The 19,935-nt window shown below is 49.9% G+C and carries 22 protein-coding genes; 4 read left to right on the forward strand and 18 right to left on the reverse strand.

The features are described from left to right. Positions 1 to 180: 180 nt before the first annotated feature. Positions 181 to 663: a YbhB/YbcL family Raf kinase inhibitor-like protein gene (locus EL309_RS02735; protein ID WP_004282910.1), complete on the forward strand. Its 483-nt coding sequence runs from the start codon at positions 181 to 183 to the stop codon at positions 661 to 663. A gap of 60 nt (positions 664 to 723) precedes the next feature. On the opposite strand, the gene EL309_RS02740 is transcribed toward EL309_RS02735, so the two are convergent. The 10 genes from EL309_RS02740 to dnaQ all read right to left on the reverse strand — a co-directional run bounded on the left by EL309_RS02740 (position 724) and on the right by dnaQ (position 10,203). Further along, positions 724 to 1,998 (reverse strand): O-acetylhomoserine aminocarboxypropyltransferase/cysteine synthase family protein, encoded by a 1,275-nt coding sequence (locus EL309_RS02740; RefSeq protein WP_004282909.1) that lies wholly within the window; start codon positions 1,996 to 1,998, stop codon positions 724 to 726. A 459-nt stretch (positions 1,999 to 2,457) separates the two neighbouring features. After that, entirely contained in the window at positions 2,458 to 3,543 is a 1,086-nt protein-coding gene (gene nagZ / locus EL309_RS02745; RefSeq protein WP_004282906.1) for a beta-N-acetylhexosaminidase, read from the reverse strand. Positions 3,544 to 3,718: 175 nt separating this feature from the next. Continuing rightward, positions 3,719 to 4,120: a VOC family protein gene (locus EL309_RS02750; protein ID WP_004282904.1), complete on the reverse strand. Its 402-nt coding sequence runs from the start codon at positions 4,118 to 4,120 to the stop codon at positions 3,719 to 3,721. 114 nt (positions 4,121 to 4,234) lie between these two features. Continuing rightward, a complete protein-coding gene (locus EL309_RS02755) occupies positions 4,235 to 5,716 on the reverse strand; it encodes a DegQ family serine endoprotease (protein ID WP_193777275.1) in 1,482 nt (493 codons plus the stop codon). Positions 5,717 to 5,938: 222 nt separating this feature from the next. Then, a complete protein-coding gene (nth, locus tag EL309_RS02760; RefSeq protein ID WP_004282899.1) occupies positions 5,939 to 6,580 on the reverse strand; it encodes an endonuclease III in 642 nt (213 codons plus the stop codon). A 138-nt stretch (positions 6,581 to 6,718) separates the two neighbouring features. Next, positions 6,719 to 7,378 (reverse strand): thermonuclease family protein, encoded by a 660-nt coding sequence (locus EL309_RS02765; protein ID WP_004282895.1) that lies wholly within the window; start codon positions 7,376 to 7,378, stop codon positions 6,719 to 6,721. Between the two features lie 118 nt (positions 7,379 to 7,496). Next, positions 7,497 to 8,165: a ribose-5-phosphate isomerase RpiA gene (gene rpiA / locus EL309_RS02770; RefSeq protein WP_004282893.1), complete on the reverse strand. Its 669-nt coding sequence runs from the start codon at positions 8,163 to 8,165 to the stop codon at positions 7,497 to 7,499. Positions 8,166 to 8,244: 79 nt separating this feature from the next. Then, positions 8,245 to 8,724 carry a 2-C-methyl-D-erythritol 2,4-cyclodiphosphate synthase gene (ispF, locus tag EL309_RS02775; RefSeq protein WP_193777274.1) on the reverse strand — a complete coding sequence of 160 codons (480 nt, stop codon included), beginning with the start codon at positions 8,722 to 8,724 and terminating at the stop codon, positions 8,245 to 8,247. Positions 8,725 to 8,797: 73 nt separating this feature from the next. Continuing rightward, complete coding sequence (gene ispD / locus EL309_RS02780) at positions 8,798 to 9,487, reverse strand: 2-C-methyl-D-erythritol 4-phosphate cytidylyltransferase (RefSeq protein ID WP_193777273.1); 690 nt, start codon at positions 9,485 to 9,487, stop codon at positions 8,798 to 8,800. Continuing rightward, positions 9,478 to 10,203, reverse strand: a complete 726-nt coding sequence (gene dnaQ / locus EL309_RS02785; RefSeq protein WP_004282887.1) for a DNA polymerase III subunit epsilon — start codon at positions 10,201 to 10,203, stop codon at positions 9,478 to 9,480. Before dnaQ ends, ispD begins: the two co-directional genes overlap by 10 nt. 288 nt (positions 10,204 to 10,491) lie before the next feature. On the opposite strand from dnaQ, the gene EL309_RS02790 reads away from it, so the two are divergent. The 3 genes from EL309_RS02790 to gap all read left to right on the forward strand — a co-directional run bounded on the left by EL309_RS02790 (position 10,492) and on the right by gap (position 13,351). After that, positions 10,492 to 10,962: a hypothetical protein gene (locus EL309_RS02790; RefSeq protein WP_004282886.1), complete on the forward strand. Its 471-nt coding sequence runs from the start codon at positions 10,492 to 10,494 to the stop codon at positions 10,960 to 10,962. A gap of 267 nt (positions 10,963 to 11,229) precedes the next feature. Beyond that, positions 11,230 to 11,916, forward strand: a complete 687-nt coding sequence (locus EL309_RS02795; RefSeq protein ID WP_040669558.1) for a pseudouridine synthase — start codon at positions 11,230 to 11,232, stop codon at positions 11,914 to 11,916. A 403-nt stretch (positions 11,917 to 12,319) separates the two neighbouring features. After that, a complete protein-coding gene (gene gap / locus EL309_RS02800; protein WP_004282883.1) occupies positions 12,320 to 13,351 on the forward strand; it encodes a type I glyceraldehyde-3-phosphate dehydrogenase in 1,032 nt (343 codons plus the stop codon). Between the two features lie 133 nt (positions 13,352 to 13,484). On the opposite strand, the gene EL309_RS02805 is transcribed toward gap, so the two are convergent. From EL309_RS02805 to EL309_RS02840, 8 genes are read right to left on the reverse strand one after another with little or no spacing between them, the layout of a single operon-like run. Next, positions 13,485 to 14,183 (reverse strand): M48 family metallopeptidase, encoded by a 699-nt coding sequence (locus EL309_RS02805; RefSeq protein WP_004282882.1) that lies wholly within the window; start codon positions 14,181 to 14,183, stop codon positions 13,485 to 13,487. Between the two features lie 14 nt (positions 14,184 to 14,197). Further along, positions 14,198 to 14,929: a lysophospholipid acyltransferase family protein gene (locus EL309_RS02810; RefSeq protein ID WP_004282880.1), complete on the reverse strand. Its 732-nt coding sequence runs from the start codon at positions 14,927 to 14,929 to the stop codon at positions 14,198 to 14,200. Between the two features lie 34 nt (positions 14,930 to 14,963). After that, on the reverse strand, positions 14,964 to 15,524 hold the full coding sequence (gene gmhB / locus EL309_RS02815) for a D-glycero-beta-D-manno-heptose 1,7-bisphosphate 7-phosphatase (RefSeq protein ID WP_004282878.1): 561 nt from the start codon (positions 15,522 to 15,524) through the stop codon (positions 14,964 to 14,966). Positions 15,525 to 15,553: 29 nt separating this feature from the next. Continuing rightward, a complete protein-coding gene (galE, locus tag EL309_RS02820; RefSeq protein ID WP_004282876.1) occupies positions 15,554 to 16,567 on the reverse strand; it encodes a UDP-glucose 4-epimerase GalE in 1,014 nt (337 codons plus the stop codon). A 51-nt stretch (positions 16,568 to 16,618) separates the two neighbouring features. Next, a complete protein-coding gene (rfbC, locus tag EL309_RS02825) occupies positions 16,619 to 17,164 on the reverse strand; it encodes a dTDP-4-dehydrorhamnose 3,5-epimerase (RefSeq protein ID WP_004282875.1) in 546 nt (181 codons plus the stop codon). 21 nt (positions 17,165 to 17,185) lie between these two features. Further along, a complete protein-coding gene (gene rfbA / locus EL309_RS02830; RefSeq protein ID WP_004282874.1) occupies positions 17,186 to 18,055 on the reverse strand; it encodes a glucose-1-phosphate thymidylyltransferase RfbA in 870 nt (289 codons plus the stop codon). Then, positions 18,052 to 19,122 carry a dTDP-glucose 4,6-dehydratase gene (gene rfbB / locus EL309_RS02835; RefSeq protein WP_004282873.1) on the reverse strand — a complete coding sequence of 357 codons (1,071 nt, stop codon included), beginning with the start codon at positions 19,120 to 19,122 and terminating at the stop codon, positions 18,052 to 18,054. Before rfbB ends, rfbA begins: the two co-directional genes overlap by 4 nt. A gap of 21 nt (positions 19,123 to 19,143) precedes the next feature. Further along, on the reverse strand, positions 19,144 to 19,935 hold the full coding sequence (locus EL309_RS02840) for a glycosyltransferase family 25 protein (protein ID WP_004285871.1): 792 nt from the start codon (positions 19,933 to 19,935) through the stop codon (positions 19,144 to 19,146).

Here is a 19,935-nt window from a genome sequence, read left to right on the forward strand (position 1 = left end):
GGCCGTCTGAAAATTTCAGACGGCCTCTGTCTTGAAAAGATAAAACATTGTGGCACAATCGCGATATATGACAAATAAAACGGTTTGCCTGTACAAAAGCAGTAATCTCAAACCCAAGCCGTTTGTTTGCATAACCATCGCAATCCCGCGTTTCTCCAACCCGATATAAGGAGTTTTATCATGAGCTTTATTCTGACCAGCCCCGAATTCAAAGACGGTGATCTGCTTGATGTCTCCTATCAGGCCGACAAAGAAAACCAATCTCCGGCGCTGAATTGGACCGAACCGCCGGCAGGCACCAAAAGCTTTGCCGTCGCCATGCACGATCCTGATGCACCGACCGGCGGCGCAGGTTGGTGGCACTGGTTTGCCGTAGGCATTCCCGCTTCTTTCCGCGGCTTGGAGCGTAACGCAGGCAAAGTCGGAGGCGGCAACCTCCCCGAAGGTGTGCGCCAACTGCCGAACGATTGCAGCGATTTGGGCTACATGGGCTGCTATCCGCCAGTCGGCGACCCGCCACACCGCTACATCTTCACCGTTTACGCGCTCGATTGCGAAATGCCGGAGATTCCGGAAAACGCCACCACCGGCATGGCCGGCTTTGTGATTCACAGCCATGTATTGGGCAAAGCCCAGCTTACCGCACGCTACCAAAGAACCTGATTCTTCCCGAAAACAAAAATGCCGTCTGATTCAGACGGCATTTTTTCTATACGGCAAACCTTATTTGGCAGCTTCCAAAGCTTGGCTCAAATCAGCCAGCAAATCGTCGATGTGCTCGATACCGATACTGAGGCGGACCATGTCTTCGCCCACACCGGCCGCCGCCAATTCGTTCGCATCCAACTGACGGTGCGTGGTTGTCGCAGGATGGCAGGCCAAAGATTTTGCATCGCCGATATTCACCAAACGCAGGAACAGCTTCAAAGCGTCGATAAATTTCGCACCGGCTTCGCGGCCGCCTTTAATACCGAAGCTGAGCAGGCCGGAAGCTTTACCGTTGTAATCACGGTCGATCAGGGCTTTGTACGGACTATTGTCCAAAGCCGGATAGTTTACCCAAGCCACTTGCGGATGGTTTTGCAGGAATTGCGCCACTTTCAACGCGTTTTCGCAATGACGCTCCATACGCAGCGCCAACGTTTCCAAGCCTTGCAGCAACAGGAACACATTCATCGGGCTGATGGCCGCGCCGGTATTGCGCAAAGGCACTACGCGCGCACGGGCGATATAGGCTGCCGGGCCGAAATGTTCGCAATAGTTTACTCCGTGGTAAGACGGATCAGGTTGGTTGAACACTTTATCAAAACGCGGATTGCCCGCCCATTGGAACTTACCGCCGTCGATAATCGCACCGCCGATGCTGGTACCGTGTCCGCCGATATATTTGGTCAAAGATTGAACCACAATATCCGCACCATGTTCGATCGGACGGAACAGAGCCGGAGAAGGCACGGTATTGTCCACCATCAACGGCAAGCCTTGTGCATGCGCCGCTTCGGCAAAAGCCTTGATGTCGATCACGTTAATCGCCGGATTGCCGATGGATTCGCAATAAACCAAACGCGTACGCTCGTCGGTATTCGCCGCAATCTGCTCAGGCTTGTCCGGATCAACAAAACGCACTTCAATACCTTGACGCGGCAGGCTGTGGGCAAACAGATTATATGTGCCGCCATACAGCGTTTTGGTCGCGATAATGTTGTCGCCCGCTTCCACCAAAGTCTGCACGGCATAAGTAATCGCCGCCATACCGCTGGCCACGCACAATGCCGCAATACCGCCTTCCAATTGCGCGACGCGCGCTTCCAAAACGGCAGTGGTCGGATTCATGATGCGGGTATAGATATTACCGGCCACATTCAGGTTAAACAGATCGGCACCGTGCTGGGTATTGTCGAAGGTGTAACTGGTGGTTTGATAAATCGGCACGGCTGCCGCTTTGGTGGTCTGCTCCGGTTCGTAACCGGCGTGCAGGGCGATGGTTTCGGGTTTCATGATTTCTCCTGTTTCGCAATCTTGCTTCAAAGCCCGTATTATATAGCGAATAAGGCGGTTTTTGATATACGCTGCAAATACACTTAAGCAGGCAAAAATGGATCAGGCCGTCTGAAAAAACCGATTATTTTTCAGACGGCCTGATCTATAAAAGCTGACTAATCCCTTTATGACACTTCAATCCGAATCACGCGACAAGCCGCCTCCAACTCCCGTTTCATCTACCTCTGCGATATGAAAAGGCCATCTGAATTTTCAGACGGCCTCACCTGATCAATCAAACTGCAATCCGAATATAAAATTCAGCTTCTACTTTTGTATTTATCAAACCGTTTTCATATCCAACAGGCCGTCTGAATTTTCAGACGGCCTTTACGTCAATATATGCGGTTTGTTATCAACACAAACATTTAACTGTGAATGCACCGCTTATCAAGCAGATTCCCGAAAACGGTGTGTTTAAAACGCCTCGCCCACTTTCACGCCGCCGGCAGTATCTTTCGGCGTGGCCAGTTTGGCCGTCGCGGCTTGAGCTGCTTTGAATTCGGGCGTTTCCATCACGGCGGCGGCTTGTTCGGCGGGCAGGGTATTGGCCATGTATTGCCAGCGGTCGGCCAATGCGGGGTTAGCCGGAATCACAAAGCCTTCGCGCAATTCGTCGACCAAATCGGGGCGGTTGCACACCAGCACGATGTCGCAGCCGGCATCAAACGATAATTTTGCCCGCTCTTTGATGCCGCCCGCTCCGCACGCGCCTTCCATAGTGAGGTCGTCTGAAAAAATCACGCCGTTGAAGCCGATGTCTTCACGCAGAATATCTTTCAGCCATTTGGCCGAAAAGCCCGCCGGTTGGCTGTCGACTTGCGGGTAAACCACATGAGCGGGCATCACGGCCGCCATGCCTGCCGCGCTCATGCGGCGAAAGGGCACGATGTCGGCGGCTTCCAATTCGTTCAAACTGCGGTCGTCTTGTGGCAAAACGTGGTGGCTGTCGCCTTCGACGAAACCGTGGCCGGGGAAGTGTTTGCCACACGATTTCATGCCGCCTTTGTTTAAGCCTTTCTGCAAAGCCAGCGCCAGCTCGGTAACGATTTCAGCCTTGCCGTGGAAACTGCGGTTGCCGATTACGGCGCATTGACCCCAGTTTAAATCCAGCACGGGTGTGAACGACAAATCCACGCCGCACGCGCTCAATTCGGTTGCCAACACCCAGCCCACCTGCTCGGCCTGCGCTTTGGCCACTTCGGGGCTTTGCGTATCCCAAATTTCGCCGAGCACATTCATGGCGGGCAAGCGGGTAAAGCCGTCGATAAACCGCTGCACGCGCCCGCCTTCATGATCGACCGCGATAATCAGTTCGGGAGAGCGCAATGCTTTGATTTCGCTTACAAGCTCTTTAAGTTGGGCAACGTTTTCAAAATTGCGGCGGAACAAAATCACGCCGCCGACGGCAGGGTCGAGCAGGCGTTGTTTTTCTTCGTCGGTGAGACGGAAGGCGTGGACATCGGCCATCACGGGGCCGCGCGGGATAATGGGTTTGGTCATAAGTTTTCTCAACAAATAGGGAAGGTGGTGCGGAAAAGAAAAGATTATACAAGACTGAAACGGCAGGCAGTAGGCGTATGTTGCCGATGCGGTTAGGTTTATATAGTTTGCGTTTATATAGATAGGCCGTCTGAAAAGCAGGTTTTCAGACGGCCTCAATTAAGCATCAGCCGTTTTACTCGGCCAGCCAAGCCATGGCTTCGATTTTGTGGCCGTCCAAATCGCGCACAAAGCAGCCGTAATATTCTTTGCCGTAATGCGGGCGCGGGCCGGGTGCGCCGTCGTCTTTCGCGCCTGCGGCCAAAGCCGCTTGATAAAAGGCATCGACTTCTTCGCGGGTTTCGGCATAAAACGCGATGTGTACGCCGTTGGCGGTTTGCGCGGGCTGGCCGTCGCATGGCGCCTGAATCCAAAATTCAGGATAGGCGCGACCGTAAGCCACGGCTTGATGTTCGCTTAAATCCAAAGTCCGTCCGATGCCGAGGGAAGCCAGCACTTTGTCGTAAAACGCCACCGCTTCTTCAAAACGGTTGGTACCGAGCGATACGTGGGAAAGAATGCTGGGATTGGCAGACATGATTGTGTTCCTTTCTAAAGGTCTAAAAGGTTGTGCCAAAAGATTTCAGATGGCCTCTTGAGGCCGTCTGAAAATCATGCGCATAAACAACACGGTCAATATGACAATATTCGTTTACTGTAAGTTCAGGGCCAAAAATACCGTGTCGTTTCCGCGCTGAACCAATAACGGAATATTTTTACCGGCACTTTCCATTGCTGCACGGAATGTGGCTTCGTCTTCAACATTGATTCTGCCGACCGACAAAATCAAATCGCCGCGACGCAAACCTGCACGCGCGGCCGCACCTTCCGCCCTCAACACCACCAAACGGCGACCGCCCGATGTTTCGCGCGTATGCAGCGTCAAGCCGGTATTTTCAATCGAAAACGACTGAATATTTTGCGGATTGGTCTGACTTTGCGGATTGGCTTGACCCTCGTTTACGGTGGCGGTAGTCGAACCCAAACGGACCTTAGCCTCCAAATCTTTACCTTTACGCCAAATACCCAAAGTCACTTCTTTGCCCGGCTGCATCGATCCGACCATCACCGGCAGATCGCTGGAAGCGCGCACCACTTCGCCATCCACGCTGCGTACAATATCGCCGACCTGCAAACCTGCCTGCGCGGCCGGACTGCCCGGCAACACTTTGGCGATCAGCGCACCGGTCGCTGCGTCCAAGCCGAACGACTTGGCCAAGTCGTAAGAAACTTCCTGAATTACCACGCCCAATTGGCCGCGTTGTACTTTACCGGTAGTCTTCAGCTGATCGGCCACGTTCATGGCCACATCAATCGGAATGGCAAAGGAAATGCCCATAAATCCGCCGCTGCGGCTGTAAATCTGCGAGTTGATACCGACCACTTGGCCTTTCAGGTTAAACAGCGGGCCGCCGGAGTTGCCTGGGTTGATGGCGACGTCGGTTTGGATAAACGGCGTGTAGTTTTCGTTCGGCAGGCTGCGGCCTTTGGCGGATACGATGCCTGCGGTCACGCTGTTATCAAAGCCGAACGGCGCACCGATGGCGGCCACCCATTCGCCCGGTTTCAAATCTTTGGCGTTGCCCACTTTGATCACAGGCAGGTTTTCTGCTTCGATTTTCAACAATGCAACATCAGACTGCTGATCCGAACCGATCAGTTTGGCCATGTATTCGTGTTTGTCGTTCAGCATTACCTTGATTTGGTTCATGCCCGCAACCACGTGCGTGTTGGTCAGAATATAGCCGTCGGGGCTGATGATAAAGCCCGAACCGAAGTTCAATTCGCCATCGTCTTCCTGCTGCGGCATTTCGGGCATATTCGGCACTAAGCGTTTGAAAAACTCGTAAAACGGATCATTATCGGAAAATTGGTTCAAATCAATGCCGTCTTCCTGCTCGGCAACGCTGGTCGGATATTTGATTGCCTGGATGTTGACCACCGTACGGCCTTCCTGCTCCACCAGCTTGGTAAAATCAGGCAGCAACATGCTGATTTTACCGTTATCGGTTTCGGCTTCCACCGATTTGACCAAAGTGCTTTCCTGCTTTTTGCTCAAAATTTCGGCTTTATCACAACCGCTCAAACCGGCCGCTACAACGGCAGCTGTCAATACAGCGATATATTTAGGCATTTTGTTCACAGGGGTTTTCCTTAATGAAATGATAATATAATGACGTTATTCTTAAGCAGAGGGAATTGTAAAAGAAAAAATCGTTTTATGCACGAAAACCGAAAAATTAAATGCTTGCCAAACAACATCTTTACATTTTTTTAAATAGATTTTCAGACGGCCTGTCATCAATCGGCGCAAGCGTTTTTCCGTCTGACCGCCCATAAAACATACCCCAGCTCATTAAACAGTTAATATTGTTTTGGCAGGGTATTCGCACAGATCGTTAATCAGGCAGCGTTCGCACAACGGCTTCTGTGCTTTGCAGGTGTAGCGTCCGTGCAGAATCAGCCAGTGGTGGGCATCCATCAGAAATTCTTTCGGTACGAATTTCATCAGCTTATCTTCAACTTCGCGCACATTTTTACCCGGGGCGATTCTGGTTCGGTTCGACACGCGGAAAATGTGCGTATCCACCGCCATCACCGGATGTCTGAACGCCGTATTCAACACCACATTCGCCGTTTTTCTGCCCACGCCGGGCAAGGCTTCCAAGGCTTCACGGCTTTCCGGCACTTCGCCGTTGTGCCGTTCCAAAAGAATACGGCAGGTTTCGATAACGTGTTTGGATTTGGTTTTATACAAACCGATGGTCTTGGTGTATTCCATCACGCCTTCCAAGCCTAAATCCAGCATGGCCTGCGGATTGTCCGCAACGGGAAACAGTTTGGCGGTGGCTTTGTTCACGCCCACGTCCGTGGCTTGCGCCGACAGCAACACGGCAATCAGCAGCTCGAAAGGGCTGTTGAAATTCAATTCGGTGGTCGGATGCGGATTGGCCTCGCGCAAACGCTCGAAGATTTCTTGACGGATTTGTTTGTTCATAATGAATGGCGGAATTAAATTTTCAGACGGCCTCAAATTCTAAAATATCCGCCGGAAAAAACAATAAAACTTTTTTATCCGGCAGTTTGACTGCGGCAGGCCGTCTGAAATAATGAATAAGCGGGCTGTCCAAGAGTGTTACCACCATCCTTCAAACCAGCCTGTTTCTTTGGGTCTGCCGCCGGATGTGCCGTGTTGTTGCCCGCGCATCTTGCGGCGGTAATCCCACGGTGCTTCGGGCGCATGGCTTTTCCACAAGCCCAACTTTTTCGCTCTGGCCTGCGATTCGGCATAAGCATATTCGGCAAACACGGCTTTGCCCTGTTTCTTTTTGGCAATGGAAACATAATGCCAGGCATGGCCTTTTTTAATCATGGCCAAATTTACGTCATAGCCGCGCAAAACGATACGCGCCACTTCGCGCTGATAACGGTCTTTTTCATAAACGGTTACGTCTACGGTTTTGCCCTGCACTGCCGAACGCAAAACATTGCGCGACTCCGTACCGTATTTTTGCTGCAATTCCGGCGCATCGACATACGCCAAGCGCACTTTGTGTTTGCGTCCGTTGCCGTCCCTGATCTGCACGGTATCGCCGTCATGCACCGCCACGACTTTACCGCTGTATTGAACGGCTTGTTCTGCCGTCGGCGGCCGCTCGCCGGTATATTGTTCCCACACATATTCCGCCACCTGTTCGGCAATATACGAACCTATTTCCAGCCATTCCGGTTTTTCGGCCGCACTGAACGCAGGCAGCAGGGCAATCGGCAATACGGTCAATATCCGCTTTTTCATACGTTTCCAAAATCAGAAAGGCCGTCTGAAAACCGTTTCAGACGGCCTGTTTGGCTGCCAGCCCTATGCAGTTTATTAAACCACGCAAGGCTGAAGCTGCTTATCGTCCAAGCAAACCTCAGTCGCCCGGGTAAATGACTTTCGCACCGTCTTCCGTGCCCAAAACCAATACATCGGCGGCGTTTCGGGCAAAAATGCCGTTTTCCACCACGCCGGTCAGCTTGTTAATTTCGTCTTCCATCGTCAGCGGCAAATTGATGTCCAAACCGTGTACATCGACAATCTGGTTGCCGTTAAACGTGGTAAAACCGACACGCAGCTCAGGCTGCCCGCCCATGGCCAACAGTTTGCGCGAAACCATCGAACGCGCCATCGGCACCACTTCCACAGGCAGCGGGAATTTACCCAAACGCGATACATACTTGCTCGCATCGGCAATACAGATAAATTTCTCGGAAGCGTTGGCAACGATTTTTTCATTCAAGTGCGCACCGCCGCCACCTTTGACCATTTGCAGGGAATGGTTCACTTCGTCCGCACCGTCCACATAAACCGCCAAGCCCATTACATCGTTCAGCGATACTTCGGGAATTTCGTAACGCGCGAGCAGATCGGAAGATGCTTTGGAAGTCGATACCGCACCTTTGATTTTCTTGCCGCTTTTACCCAAAGCTTCGATAAAGAAATTTACTGTCGAACCTGTGCCGATGCCGATATATTCGTTTTCAGGCACAAATTCCACCGCTTTTTCAGCGGCAATACGTTTTAAATCGTCTTGAGATGCCATTTATCTATTCTCCGTAAACCTAATGATGAATCGCCGTATGCTAACACTTTTCAACTGCAAACGCAGCTGCCGCCATTTTTCAGACGGCCTCCAACAACACCACCGCCTGTGCTTCGATGCCCTCTTGCCGGCCTAAATAACCCAAGCCTTCGTTGGTTTTACCTTTAATGTTGACAGAAGATTCCGGCAAACCCAAGTCTGCGGCGATATTCGCACGCATGGCGGGAATGTGCGGTGCCAATTTCGGTTTTTGCGCCACCACCGTCGTATCGACATTCACCACCCGCCAGCCTTCAGCCTGAACACTTTCATAAGCCTTCCGCAACAAAACGCGGCTGTCCGCATCTTTAAACTCTGCCGCCGTGTCCGGAAAATGGCTGCCAATGTCGCCCAAACCTGCCGCCCCGAGCAACGCATCCGTCAGCGCATGCAAAAGCGCATCGGCATCCGAATGCCCCAACAAACCTTTTTCAAACGGAATGGTTACACCGCCCAAAATCAACGGGCGGTTTTCCACCAACTGGTGAACATCGTATCCCTGACCCACGCGAATTTTCATCATCTAAATCCTAAATATCAAATCAAACCGGAAAGGCCGTCTGAAATTTTCAGACGGCTGCCTCATCTTTATTTCAAGCATTCTGCGCCAACAGCAAGCGTACAATCAATTCGTCTTGCGGCAAAGTCAGCTTCAAATTGCGGCTGTCGCCCAACACCAGCAAAGGACGGACTCCCAAAACCTCCACAGCCGACGCTTCATCGGTTACCGACGATAAATCAGGCACAGCCAAGGCGCGTCTCAATAAACCGGCCGGAAACAGCTGCGGCGTTTGCGCCTGCCACAGAGCTTGCCGGGAAACCGTCATTTCCACACACCCTGCCGAATCGGCACGTTTCAACGTATCGGCAACAGGCACGGCCAAAACCGCACCATCAACCGATTCAGAGGCAACAGCCAATAAACGGTCCAATGCTTCTGAGGGCAAACAGCAACGCGCGGCATCGTGTACCAAAATACGGTCGCCCTCTTCAACCAAACCGGCTGCAAACAGAGCATCTATACCGTTGCGTACCGTTTCCGCACGCGTCTCGCCGCCACATTTCAAAATACTGGTTTTTTCAATGGAGGCCGTCTGAAAAAATGCGTCTTCCGGCGACAATACAACCGCAATATGGTCAATCGAACGGTGACGCAGAAAAATATCCAACGTATGCTGCAAAACCGTTTTACCGCCGATTTCCACATATTGCTTGGGCTTTCCCGCACCAAAACGCGCACCGACGCCGGCTGCAGGAATCAATACGATATTTTTCAAACCGATTCTCCCTGCATACCCATACGCCAAGCACATTGACCGTCTGAAGCTTTATCCAAAGCGTCCAAATATGCTTCGTGCAAGGCCAACTCTCCTTCATCGGCGCAAAGGACTTTCAAATATTCGGGTCTCTGCGTTTTCTGCGCCTCCTCACCGGCAGATACTTCATCCTGCAAATTATCCACCAAGCTGAACTGGCCGCGCGTCATCGCCAAATAAACTTCACCCAACAACTCGCAGTCAATTAGCGCACCATGAAAAACACGCTTGCTGCGGTCGATTTCAAAACGGGTACACAATGCATCCAAGCTCGCCTTCTGACCGGGAAACATTTCTTTGGCCATAGCCAACGTATCGGTTACCGTACAGCCCAGTTCCTCAACTGTCGGCAAGCCCATACGGGTAAACTCCATATTCAAAAAGCCCACGTCAAACTTGGCATTGTGGATAATCAGTTCCGCGCCGCGCAGGAAATCGGCAATCCTCCTCCCTACTTCGGCGAAAACCGGTGCATTTTTTTCCTCCAATACTTCGATTGTCAAACCGTGTACGGCTGCGGCTTCTTCCGGCATATCACGCTCGGGATGCACATATAAATGCAAATTATTTGCGGTGAACTGCCTGTTCACCATTTCCAAACCGGCAAACTCTACCAAGCGGTCATCGTTGTTGGCATAAAGTCCGGTTGTTTCCGTATCTAGAATAATCTGACGGTTGCTCATTTCAATTTCATTTTCTACTGGCCAATTCGAACAGAATCATACTAAAAGCCAAAGCCAAAGTAAAAACACACCTGAAAAATCCCTTTCCTCCCCGATATTTCCCATCCGACCCGACTTGATAAACATCAAATTCTTTTATGAAATAAAAATATCTAAAACTTTTTTTATTTTAAAAACATTAGCTTAAATAACATTTCACAAATAATAACAATTATCATTTGCATTATTTTGTTTTTTTCCGTAATATACGCCCAACAGTTACAGACATGCAGTCACAAGGAGACCGAAATGCCTGAAAACATTTTTAAGCAGATTTCCTCCGACATACTCAAACTGCACCAACAAACTGCACACCTGTTCATCGCCATGCAAAGCGGTAAACAACCGGTAATCGAAAAAACAGAATACGTTACTTTCGACGGCAAATACTATATGTTGACGCCGCAAAACCTGCCGGAACAGCAAGCCATCGTATTAATCGAGGCAGAGCAAGAACAAACGCGGCTCAGTTGGATAACCACCAACAAAATTTTAAGCAGACAGGACAACCGCTACAACAACGTCGTCCACTCCCTGCAACGCCGCATAAAACAAACAAAAAAGAATTTACAGCAGTCAGTCGACATGCACCTTTTGGAGCTGACCCCTCAACTCGGAAGACTGATGCTTGATACAGAAAGAGATTTTACGCTTTCACCTTCCGATTTGGTTAAAGCACTCTATCCGGCAGACAATCAAATAAAACACTTAGCCGGTTAAAAAGTTTTGGTAGTGGTTTGTGTTCCTTTTGCGCCCCTTAAATGGGGCGATTTTTTTGCCTAAACGACATGATGGCCGGTACAGTATCGTATCAAGCAGTAATGCCTTTCCTGCACACACATATATAAAGTATATAAACCAGCAATCCGGATAGCATCGATTAATTCGGCACATCTGATCTATCAAGTTTAAAGCGTAAAGAAAGACAAAACCAACTCGTGTACAATGATGCCGTCTGAAAATTTCATACCTCCCCAACACTATTCCATGCAACTACTCAAATATATCCAATCTCAAGGTCTCGGCAGCCGTAAACAATGCAGCCGCTTAATCGAAAACGGCTACATCGCCATCAACGGACAAACCGCCGACAACCCTAAAAGCGAGATTGACCCTGCAACCGTCCTCACCCTGACTGTCGATGACGAACCCATTACCGTTGTTCCCATGCCCTATTTCTATATTCTGCTCAATAAACCGGCAGACTACGAAACCTCGCACAAACCCCAACACTATCCCAGTATTTTCAGTCTTTTTCCCGACCATATGCGGCAAATAGATATGCAGGCGGTAGGCAGACTGGATGCAGACACAACCGGCGTTATCCTGATTACTAATGACGGACAGTTCAACCATCGGGTTACGTCACCGAAACACAAAATACCCAAACTCTATCGCGTCACCCTAAAACACCCTGCTGATGACAGCCTATGCCACATTCTGAAAAATGGAGTATTACTACATGATGACGAAGAAACCGTTTACGCAGCAGAAGCCGTTTTAGAAAATCCGATTACCCTGTTAATGACTATAACAGAAGGTAAATATCACCAAGTAAAACGAATGATTGCCGCCGTAGGTAACCGCGTCGAACAGCTGCATAGAGAGCGTTTCGACACTTGGGATACACACGGATTAAAGCCCGGAGAATGGACGTTTATTCAACCAGCATAAAAAAATCATTTTTTATTTATTAAAATCATAAAGTTATTTAAATAAATAATTTATTTACTAAAATTAACACAAATAATCGGGAACTATTATATAATTCGACCTGTCAGAGCAATACTTACTCTGAAAAGAGTAGGTAGTGAGTAAGACGTTTTCCCCGTAATGTGTTTGGCCATCTATACTTTCCCCTTAGTATAGATGGTTTTTTTTATCTGCAAAAACCGTTTATGTGCTAACAATCATCCCGATTTATTCCGTCGCAAACCGCAAAACCGGCCCGGAAGTCACAAAAACGATTGTTTCTTGACTACACAATACTACATTGCGATATAATCTGGCTTACCATTTTGGACAATACCGTCCGCATTTCCCGATTAACGCTAAACAGATATAAAAGGACCAAATTATGGGCATTAAGGTTGCCATCAACGGTTATGGACGTATCGGTCGCCAAGTATTGCGCGCGATTTATGATTATAAACTGGAAGATCAATTGGAAATTGTAGCCGTCAACGCCAGCGGCAGCATCGAAACCAATGCCCATCTGACCAAATTCGATACCGTTCACGGTCGCTTTGCATCGGATGTCGCCCATGATGAAAAAAACCTGATTATCAACGGCAAAGCCATTCCGTTCTTCTCTACACGCAACCCTGCCGAATTGCCTTGGGCTGATTTGGGCGTGGATTTGGTGATGGAATGTACCGGTGCGTTTACCAGCAAAGCTGCGGCAAAAGTTCACTTGGAAGCAGGTGCCAAAAAAGTTTTGATTTCCGCACCCGGCGGCGATGATGTTGACGCTACCGTTGTTTACGGCGTAAACCACAATGTGCTGACTCCTGAAATGACCGTGGTTTCCAATGCTTCATGCACCACCAACTGCTTGGCTCCTGTTGCCAAAGCATTGAATGACGGCATCGGTATCAGCAAAGGCGTGATGACCACCATCCACGCTTTGACCAACGACCAAACCGTAACCGATGTTCGCCACAAGGATTTGCGTCGTGCGCGCAGCGGTATGGAAAACATGATTCCGACCAAAACCGGTGCGGCAAAAGCCGTAGGTTTGGTACTGCCTGAATTGAAAGGCAAACTGGACGGCCTGGCCATCCGTGTTCCGACCATCAACGTATCTTTGGTTGACTTGAGTTTTGAAGCCAGCCGCGACACTACTGCCGAAGAAATCAACAGCATTGTTAAAGCTGCCTCCGAAGGCGCTATGAAAGGCGTTCTGCACTACAACACCTTGCCTTTGGTTTCTATGGACTTCAACCACACTACCCAAGCCAGCTCTTTTGACAGCACGCTGACCAAAGTAACCAGCGGCAATATGGTTAAAGTATTTGCTTGGTATGACAACGAATGGGGCTTCAGCTGCCAAATGTTGAACACGGCCCGCGCGATGTTCGGTTTGGAAGTACGTCCTTTCAACGCATAAATTTCAGACGACCTAATGCCGTCTGAAAAAAGCCGCGCTATTTCAGCGCGGCTTTTTATTTAAAGACATATCACAGCTCACTGTTCAGCAGTCAGTCCTTAACCCGTCTTTCATTTTGTATGCTGACTTCCTACTAACCCAACACAAACAGCTCCGAACCATATTGTTTCAGCCATTGTTTTGCCGCCAACGTATACGGCGTCGATTGGTTGACTTTATTCCAGAAATCCCTGCTGTGGTCGGGATGCTCCAAATGGCACAATTCATGCACGCAAACGTAGTCGGTCACGAACTCCGGCGCACCAATCAAACGCCAATTCAAACGGATACCGGTCCGACTGCGGCACACGCCCCAAAATGTTTTTGCCGAACTCAACGCCGTTGCCGCCGGATAAAGCCGCAAAGCATCGGCATGAAACTCTAATCTGGGTAACAACTCTTTTTCTGCCTGATCCATCAAAAAACGGCACAACAGCAACTTTTGTTTCGGCCAAGGCAAATCGGGCACATAAATCGCCGAATCCCGATAGGCAATGTGCGGATATTCATGTAATGCCAAAGCACAACGTTGGCCTTTATACCAAATAAATGACGGCATCTGCCCGATTAATTCACGGCTCGGGCAACGCAGTAAAACCCGACGCAAAACATCTTCGTTTTGCCCCAACCAAGATTTCAACTGGGCTTCACTCATGGTTTTCGGTATGCCGACAGACAACCGGTTTGCGGCATGCGGGCGAATAATAATATTTTTCTTGGTATTGCGCTTAAGCAGCAAATCTACCGATTGGCCGTCTGAAAATAAATAAGTGATTATCGACAAAACCGCCACCCTATCGCAAATTTTCAGACGGCCTTTGCCGCTTTCGGCCCGATACCGCTGATCTGCTTCTGCTGCTCTTCAATCCAATGCCCACACTTGGCCATCAACTCTTCCGCCGAACCGGAATCGTGGGCAATTGGTTCTCCGATCACCACAGTAATCTCACCCGGATATTTGAAAAAAGAATTACGCGGCCAAAACTCTCCGCTGTTCAATGCAATCGGCACCATGTCCATCTCAAACATTTTGGCCATACGCGCCGCACCCAGCTTGTATTTGCCACGCTCGCCCGGCGCAACACGCGTACCTTCCGGGAAAATAGCAATCCAAAAACCTTCTTTTTTGCGCGCCAAGCCTTGCTCCATCAGCTGTTTGTTTGCTTCCCTGCGGTTACTTCTGTCGATGCCTATGGTTTTCGCCAGCTTCAATCCCCAGCCGAAAAACGGAATCTTAAACAACTCGCGTTTGGCCACAAAAACATGCAGCGGAAACAGCTCCTGCAAAGCCAATGTTTCCCAGCCCGATTGGTGCTTGCTGCAAATAATGGAAGGCCGGGTAGGAATATTTTCCACACCGATCACGCGGTATTTCAAACCGACTACATTTTTCAGCAGCCACATCAGCAGCAAAGCCCAACAGCGCCCCACTCGGTTTGCGCCTTTGGGTATCAATGAAAACGGAATAATCAGCGTAAATAAAACCAATGTTGCCACCACCAACACCAGCCAATAAATCAAATTTCTGATCAGCAGCATTATGTCTTCCTTTATTTTTCAGACGGCCTTCCGGCTATTCTTCAGAGTCTGATTTATCCTGTACCAAATATTGGGCAAACATCAGCAGGTTTTCAAACACTTCGGTATGTTCGGGCAGTTCGTGACCGTTTTGGTTTAAAGTTTTCGTGCCTTTGCCGGTCAGCACCAGCGCCGGCTTTCCGCCGACTGCCGCAATCGCCTGCAAATCGCGCAAGCTGTCTCCGACCAGCCAAGTCGATTCCGCATCTGCATTAAAACGCTCTAAAATATCGACCACCATACCGGGCTTAGGCTTGCGGCAATCGCATTTATCATCGGCCAAATGCGGGCAAAACCAAATGCCGTCGATGCGTCCGCCGGCCTGCTGAACCAGACGGTGCATTTTGGCATGCATTTCGTTTAAGTCCTGCATGGTGAAATATTTTCTGCCAATTCCCGATTGGTTGGTGGCAACGGCAACCGTGTATCCGGCTTCGGTCAGGAAAGCAATCGCATCCATGCTTCCCTCAATCGGCACCCATTCGTCGACCGATTTCACAAAATCATCGCGGTCATGGTTAATCACGCCGTCTCGGTCCAAGATAATCAGTTTCATCTTATCCGGTCTTCCTTCAACAATTGGTTTTATTCATATCCGTTCGGATTTTTGCTCTGCCAGTTCCAAGCATCGCGCATAATTTCATGCAAATCACGCTTGGCCGTCCAACCCAATTCGGCGGTGGCTTTCACGGTATCGGCATAATAGCTGGCAATATCGCCGTCACGTCTCGGGGAAATAACATAAGGAATATGCACGCCGGAAGCCTGCTCGAAAGCGGACACCACTTCCAAAACCGAACAGCCTATGCCTCTGCCTAAATTATAAACATGCAGACCGCATTGCCCTGACTTGACCTGTAAAGCTTTCAGATGGCCTTCTGCCAAATCCATCACATGAATATAATCGCGAACGCCCGTACCGTCTTGAGTCGGGTAATCACCGCCGAATACGTTTAAATGTTTGAGCTTGCCGACTGCAACTTGGCAGATATACGGCAAAAGATTATTGGGTATACCGTTTGGATTCTCGCCTATCATACCGCTCGCATGAGCGCCGACCGGATTGAAATAACGCAAAATAATCATATTCCAGCGCGTGTCTGCCGTAACGGCATCGGCCAGCATGCGCTCGACCATATATTTTGATGTCGCATAAGGATTGGTAGTCGCACCCGTCGGCATTTGTTCCGTCATCGGCACGGTCTCGGGCAAACCGTAAACTGTGGCAGACGAACTGAATACGAAAGTAAACACGCCGGCACGCTTCATTTCTTCCAGCAGAATCAAGCTGCCCATTACATTATTATCGTAATATTCCAAAGGTTCGCGCACGCTCTCGCCTACTGCCTTCAAACCTGCGAAATGGATAACCGCTTCAATCCGGTGCTCTGCAAATACAGTTTGCAACAGCATTCTGTCGCGCACATCACCACGGTAAAATGCCAAACGCCTGTCCAGCATTTGCTCCAAACGAGGCAGCGCTTTTTCCGAAGCATTGGATAAATTATCCAAAATCACGACTTCGTATCCTGCCTCATGCAACGATACCACCGTATGCGAACCGATAAATCCCAATCCGCCTGTCACCAATATTGCCATTTTATTATTCCGTATCCTGCTCGAACCTATATCAGGCCGTCTGAAAAAATACTAATCAAAACAAACGGCATCAGCCAATGCCCGGCCTGCCTTGTCTTTATCCGATAATATCCGTGCGCACGCCGAAGGCCAGTTTATGCCGACCGTTTCATCATCCCAACGCAGCACCTGTTCCGATTGGGGATGGTAATAATCCGTACACTTATAAACCAACTCCGCCGGCCCGCTACCGATCACGCAAAAACCGTGCGCGAAGCCTTCCGGTATCCACATTTGGCAGCCGTTTTCCGCCGACAACACACCGCCTGCCCACTTACCGAAATACGGCGAAGAGCGGCGCATATCCACTGCCACATCAAACACACTGCCCGAAACCGCCCGCACCAATTTGCCCTGCGGCTGCGTCATCTGATAATGCAGACCGCGCAACACACCTGACTCAGAACGGGAATGGTTTTCCTGTACAAAACGCGACCGGCCGACATATTGCTCAAACCACGCTTCACGAAAGGTTTCCATAAAACAACCGCGTTCATCGGTAAATATTTCGGGACGGAGAATTTTAACATCAGGAATACAAGTATCGATAATCTTCATAGGCAAAATTTTCAGACGGCCTCATTGCGATTTCAGCAAACGCATTAAATATTGTCCGTATTCTTCTCTCAACATCGGCTGCGCCAACTCGGCCAAACGGCCGTCTGAAAGCCAGCCTTTGCGCCACGCGATTTCTTCCAAGCAGGCAATCTGCAGATTTTGCAAACCCTCCACCGCTTTCACAAAAGCCGCCGCCTCATGCAAACGCTCGTGCGTACCGGTATCCAGCCAGGCAAAACCGCGCCCCAAACGCTGTACATGCAGCAAACCCGCTTCCAAATACATCCGGTTGATGTCGGTAATTTCCAGCTCGCCTCGTTCAGACGGCCTGACTTTTTCAGCGAAATCCAACACACGGTTATCATAAAAATACAGACCGGTTACCGCCCAATCAGACTGAGGACAAAGCGGTTTTTCTTCAATGGATACCGCCTTACCCTCGGCATCAAACGACACCACACCGAAACGCTCCGGGTCTTTAACCTGATACGCAAATACCGTCGCCCCCGCCTGACGCGCCGCCGCCTGCTGTAACGTTTGGGTAAACGACCGGCCGTAAAAAATATTGTCGCCCAACACCAAACACACATTATCGTTGCCGACAAACTCCCGCCCGATCAAAAAAGCCTGCGCCAAGCCTTCGGGACGCGGTTGCACGGCATACTCAATATGGATGCCGAAATCCGAACCGTCTCCCAGCAAACGGCGGAAAGCAGCATTGTCCTGCGGCGTCGTAATCACCAAAATCTCGCGGATATCCGCCAACATCAACACCGACAAGGGATAATAAATCATCGGCTTATTGTAAACAGGCAGCAGCTGTTTCGACACGCCGCGCGTTACCGGATACAGCCTCGTTCCCGAGCCGCCTGCCAATACGATACCTTTCATACCCCATCCTTTTCACCGGATCTGCCCTCACGGTATGATCCGTCCAAAACCGACTGCCACCACCATCGGTTATCCAAATACCATTGAACCGTTTTACGGATACCCGACTCAAAATTTTCAGACGGCCTCCAACCCAATTCGCATGAAATTTTAGATATATCCACGGCATAACGCACATCATGCCCCGGCCTGTCTTCGACAAATTCAATCAAATCCGCATACCGATGCACGCCCGCCGGTTTGTCGGGTGCCAACTCCTCCAGCAAAGCACACACTGTCTCCACCACTTCCAAATTGGTTTTCTCGCAACAACCGCCGATATTATAAGTTTCCCCGGACTGCCCCGACTTCAATACCGCATACAAAGCGCGCACATGATCTTCAACATACAGCCAGTCGCGAATCTGCAAACCGTCGCCGTAAACAGGCAGCGGCTTGCCTGCCAGCGCATTCAAAATCATCAACGGAATCAGCTTTTCCGGAAACTGGCACGGCCCGTAATTATTGGAACAATTGGTGATAACCGCCGGCAGCCCGTATGTTCGGCACCATGCGCGTACCAAATGATCGCCCGAAGCCTTTGAAGCCGAATAAGGACTGCTGGGCCGGTAAGGAGAAAGCTCGGTAAACAGCCCGCCGCCATCCGATAAATCCCCATAAACTTCATCGGTGGAAACATGATGGAAACGGAAAACCGCTTTTTTTTCAGACGGCCTCCTGCACCAATACCGGTATACCGCTTCCAGCAAAGTATACGTTCCCACAATATTGGTTTGAATAAATGTCGCCGCTCCCTCAATCGAGCGGTCGACATGGCTCTCCGCCGCCAAATGGACAACGGCATCCGGCTCGTATTCGAACAGTATTTTTTCCACCGCCGGATAATCACAGACATCCGCCTGTACAAACGCATAACGCGGGCTATCCGAAACCGTCGCCAGCGATTCCAAATTGCCCGCATAAGTCAGCTTATCCAAATTCAACACATCATCGCCAGTCTGCGAAACCAGGTATCGGATAAGCGCAGAACCGATAAAACCGGCACCGCCGGTTACCAAAATCTTCATCCGTCAAACACACTCCGGCCGCTACCTAAAGCCCAAATAATTCATTGCAAAATACCGCCAATACCCTTTCAAGCTCCGTATTACCGCGCTGGAAAACTTCGGCTTTAACGAATCCAAACTGTCATTGCGGATCGAGCTGTCAAACCGCAACACATCTTCCAATACAAAAACCGGACGGCTGTGCAAAATACGCAAACCGCAATGCCGGACAAAATATTTCCAATCGTCGGCAGTCACACACGGCCGGGCCGTCATATCCAACAACTTACGCGCACCTTCCAAAGTAATCACATAAGCCACCGTACCGCAGCTGTATTCGTCCCACAAAGTCCCAAACTCAGCCTTGCCGTCCGGCAATTGAAGCACCGCTTTTTTCTTAATCGGCAAACGGCGGTAATGATAAGGCAGCTGCTCTTCCAAAGTCTTCACATAGCCTAAAATCAGCACATCAAAAGGACTCTGCACCATAAGCGATTGCAGCCGTTTTTCATCCAGCATCAAACCGGGATTGCGGAGAAATTTGGCATCGTCTTCCAACACCAAAGCATAATCCAGCCCCTGCTCCGCCATTTCCCGATAAACATGATGATGGCTCAAAGCACAGCCTACTTCTCCGGCAGACAAGCTACGCCGTTTACGCGGTTTTTTATAAACCGGTATTGCAGACAACTTCTCCAATTCCTCCGCCGCCGCGCCACGCATATCCACCGCGTCAACAAAAACCGCGTCTATACCGTGCTCACGGCACAAAGTCTCCATATGCGCGCGTCTGGCGGTCTCGGAAGCAAGGGAAATAATGAAAGTACGTATCAT

This window comes from Neisseria weaveri, assembly GCF_900638685.1.
In the GTDB taxonomy this organism is placed as follows: domain Bacteria; phylum Pseudomonadota; class Gammaproteobacteria; order Burkholderiales; family Neisseriaceae; genus Neisseria; species Neisseria weaveri.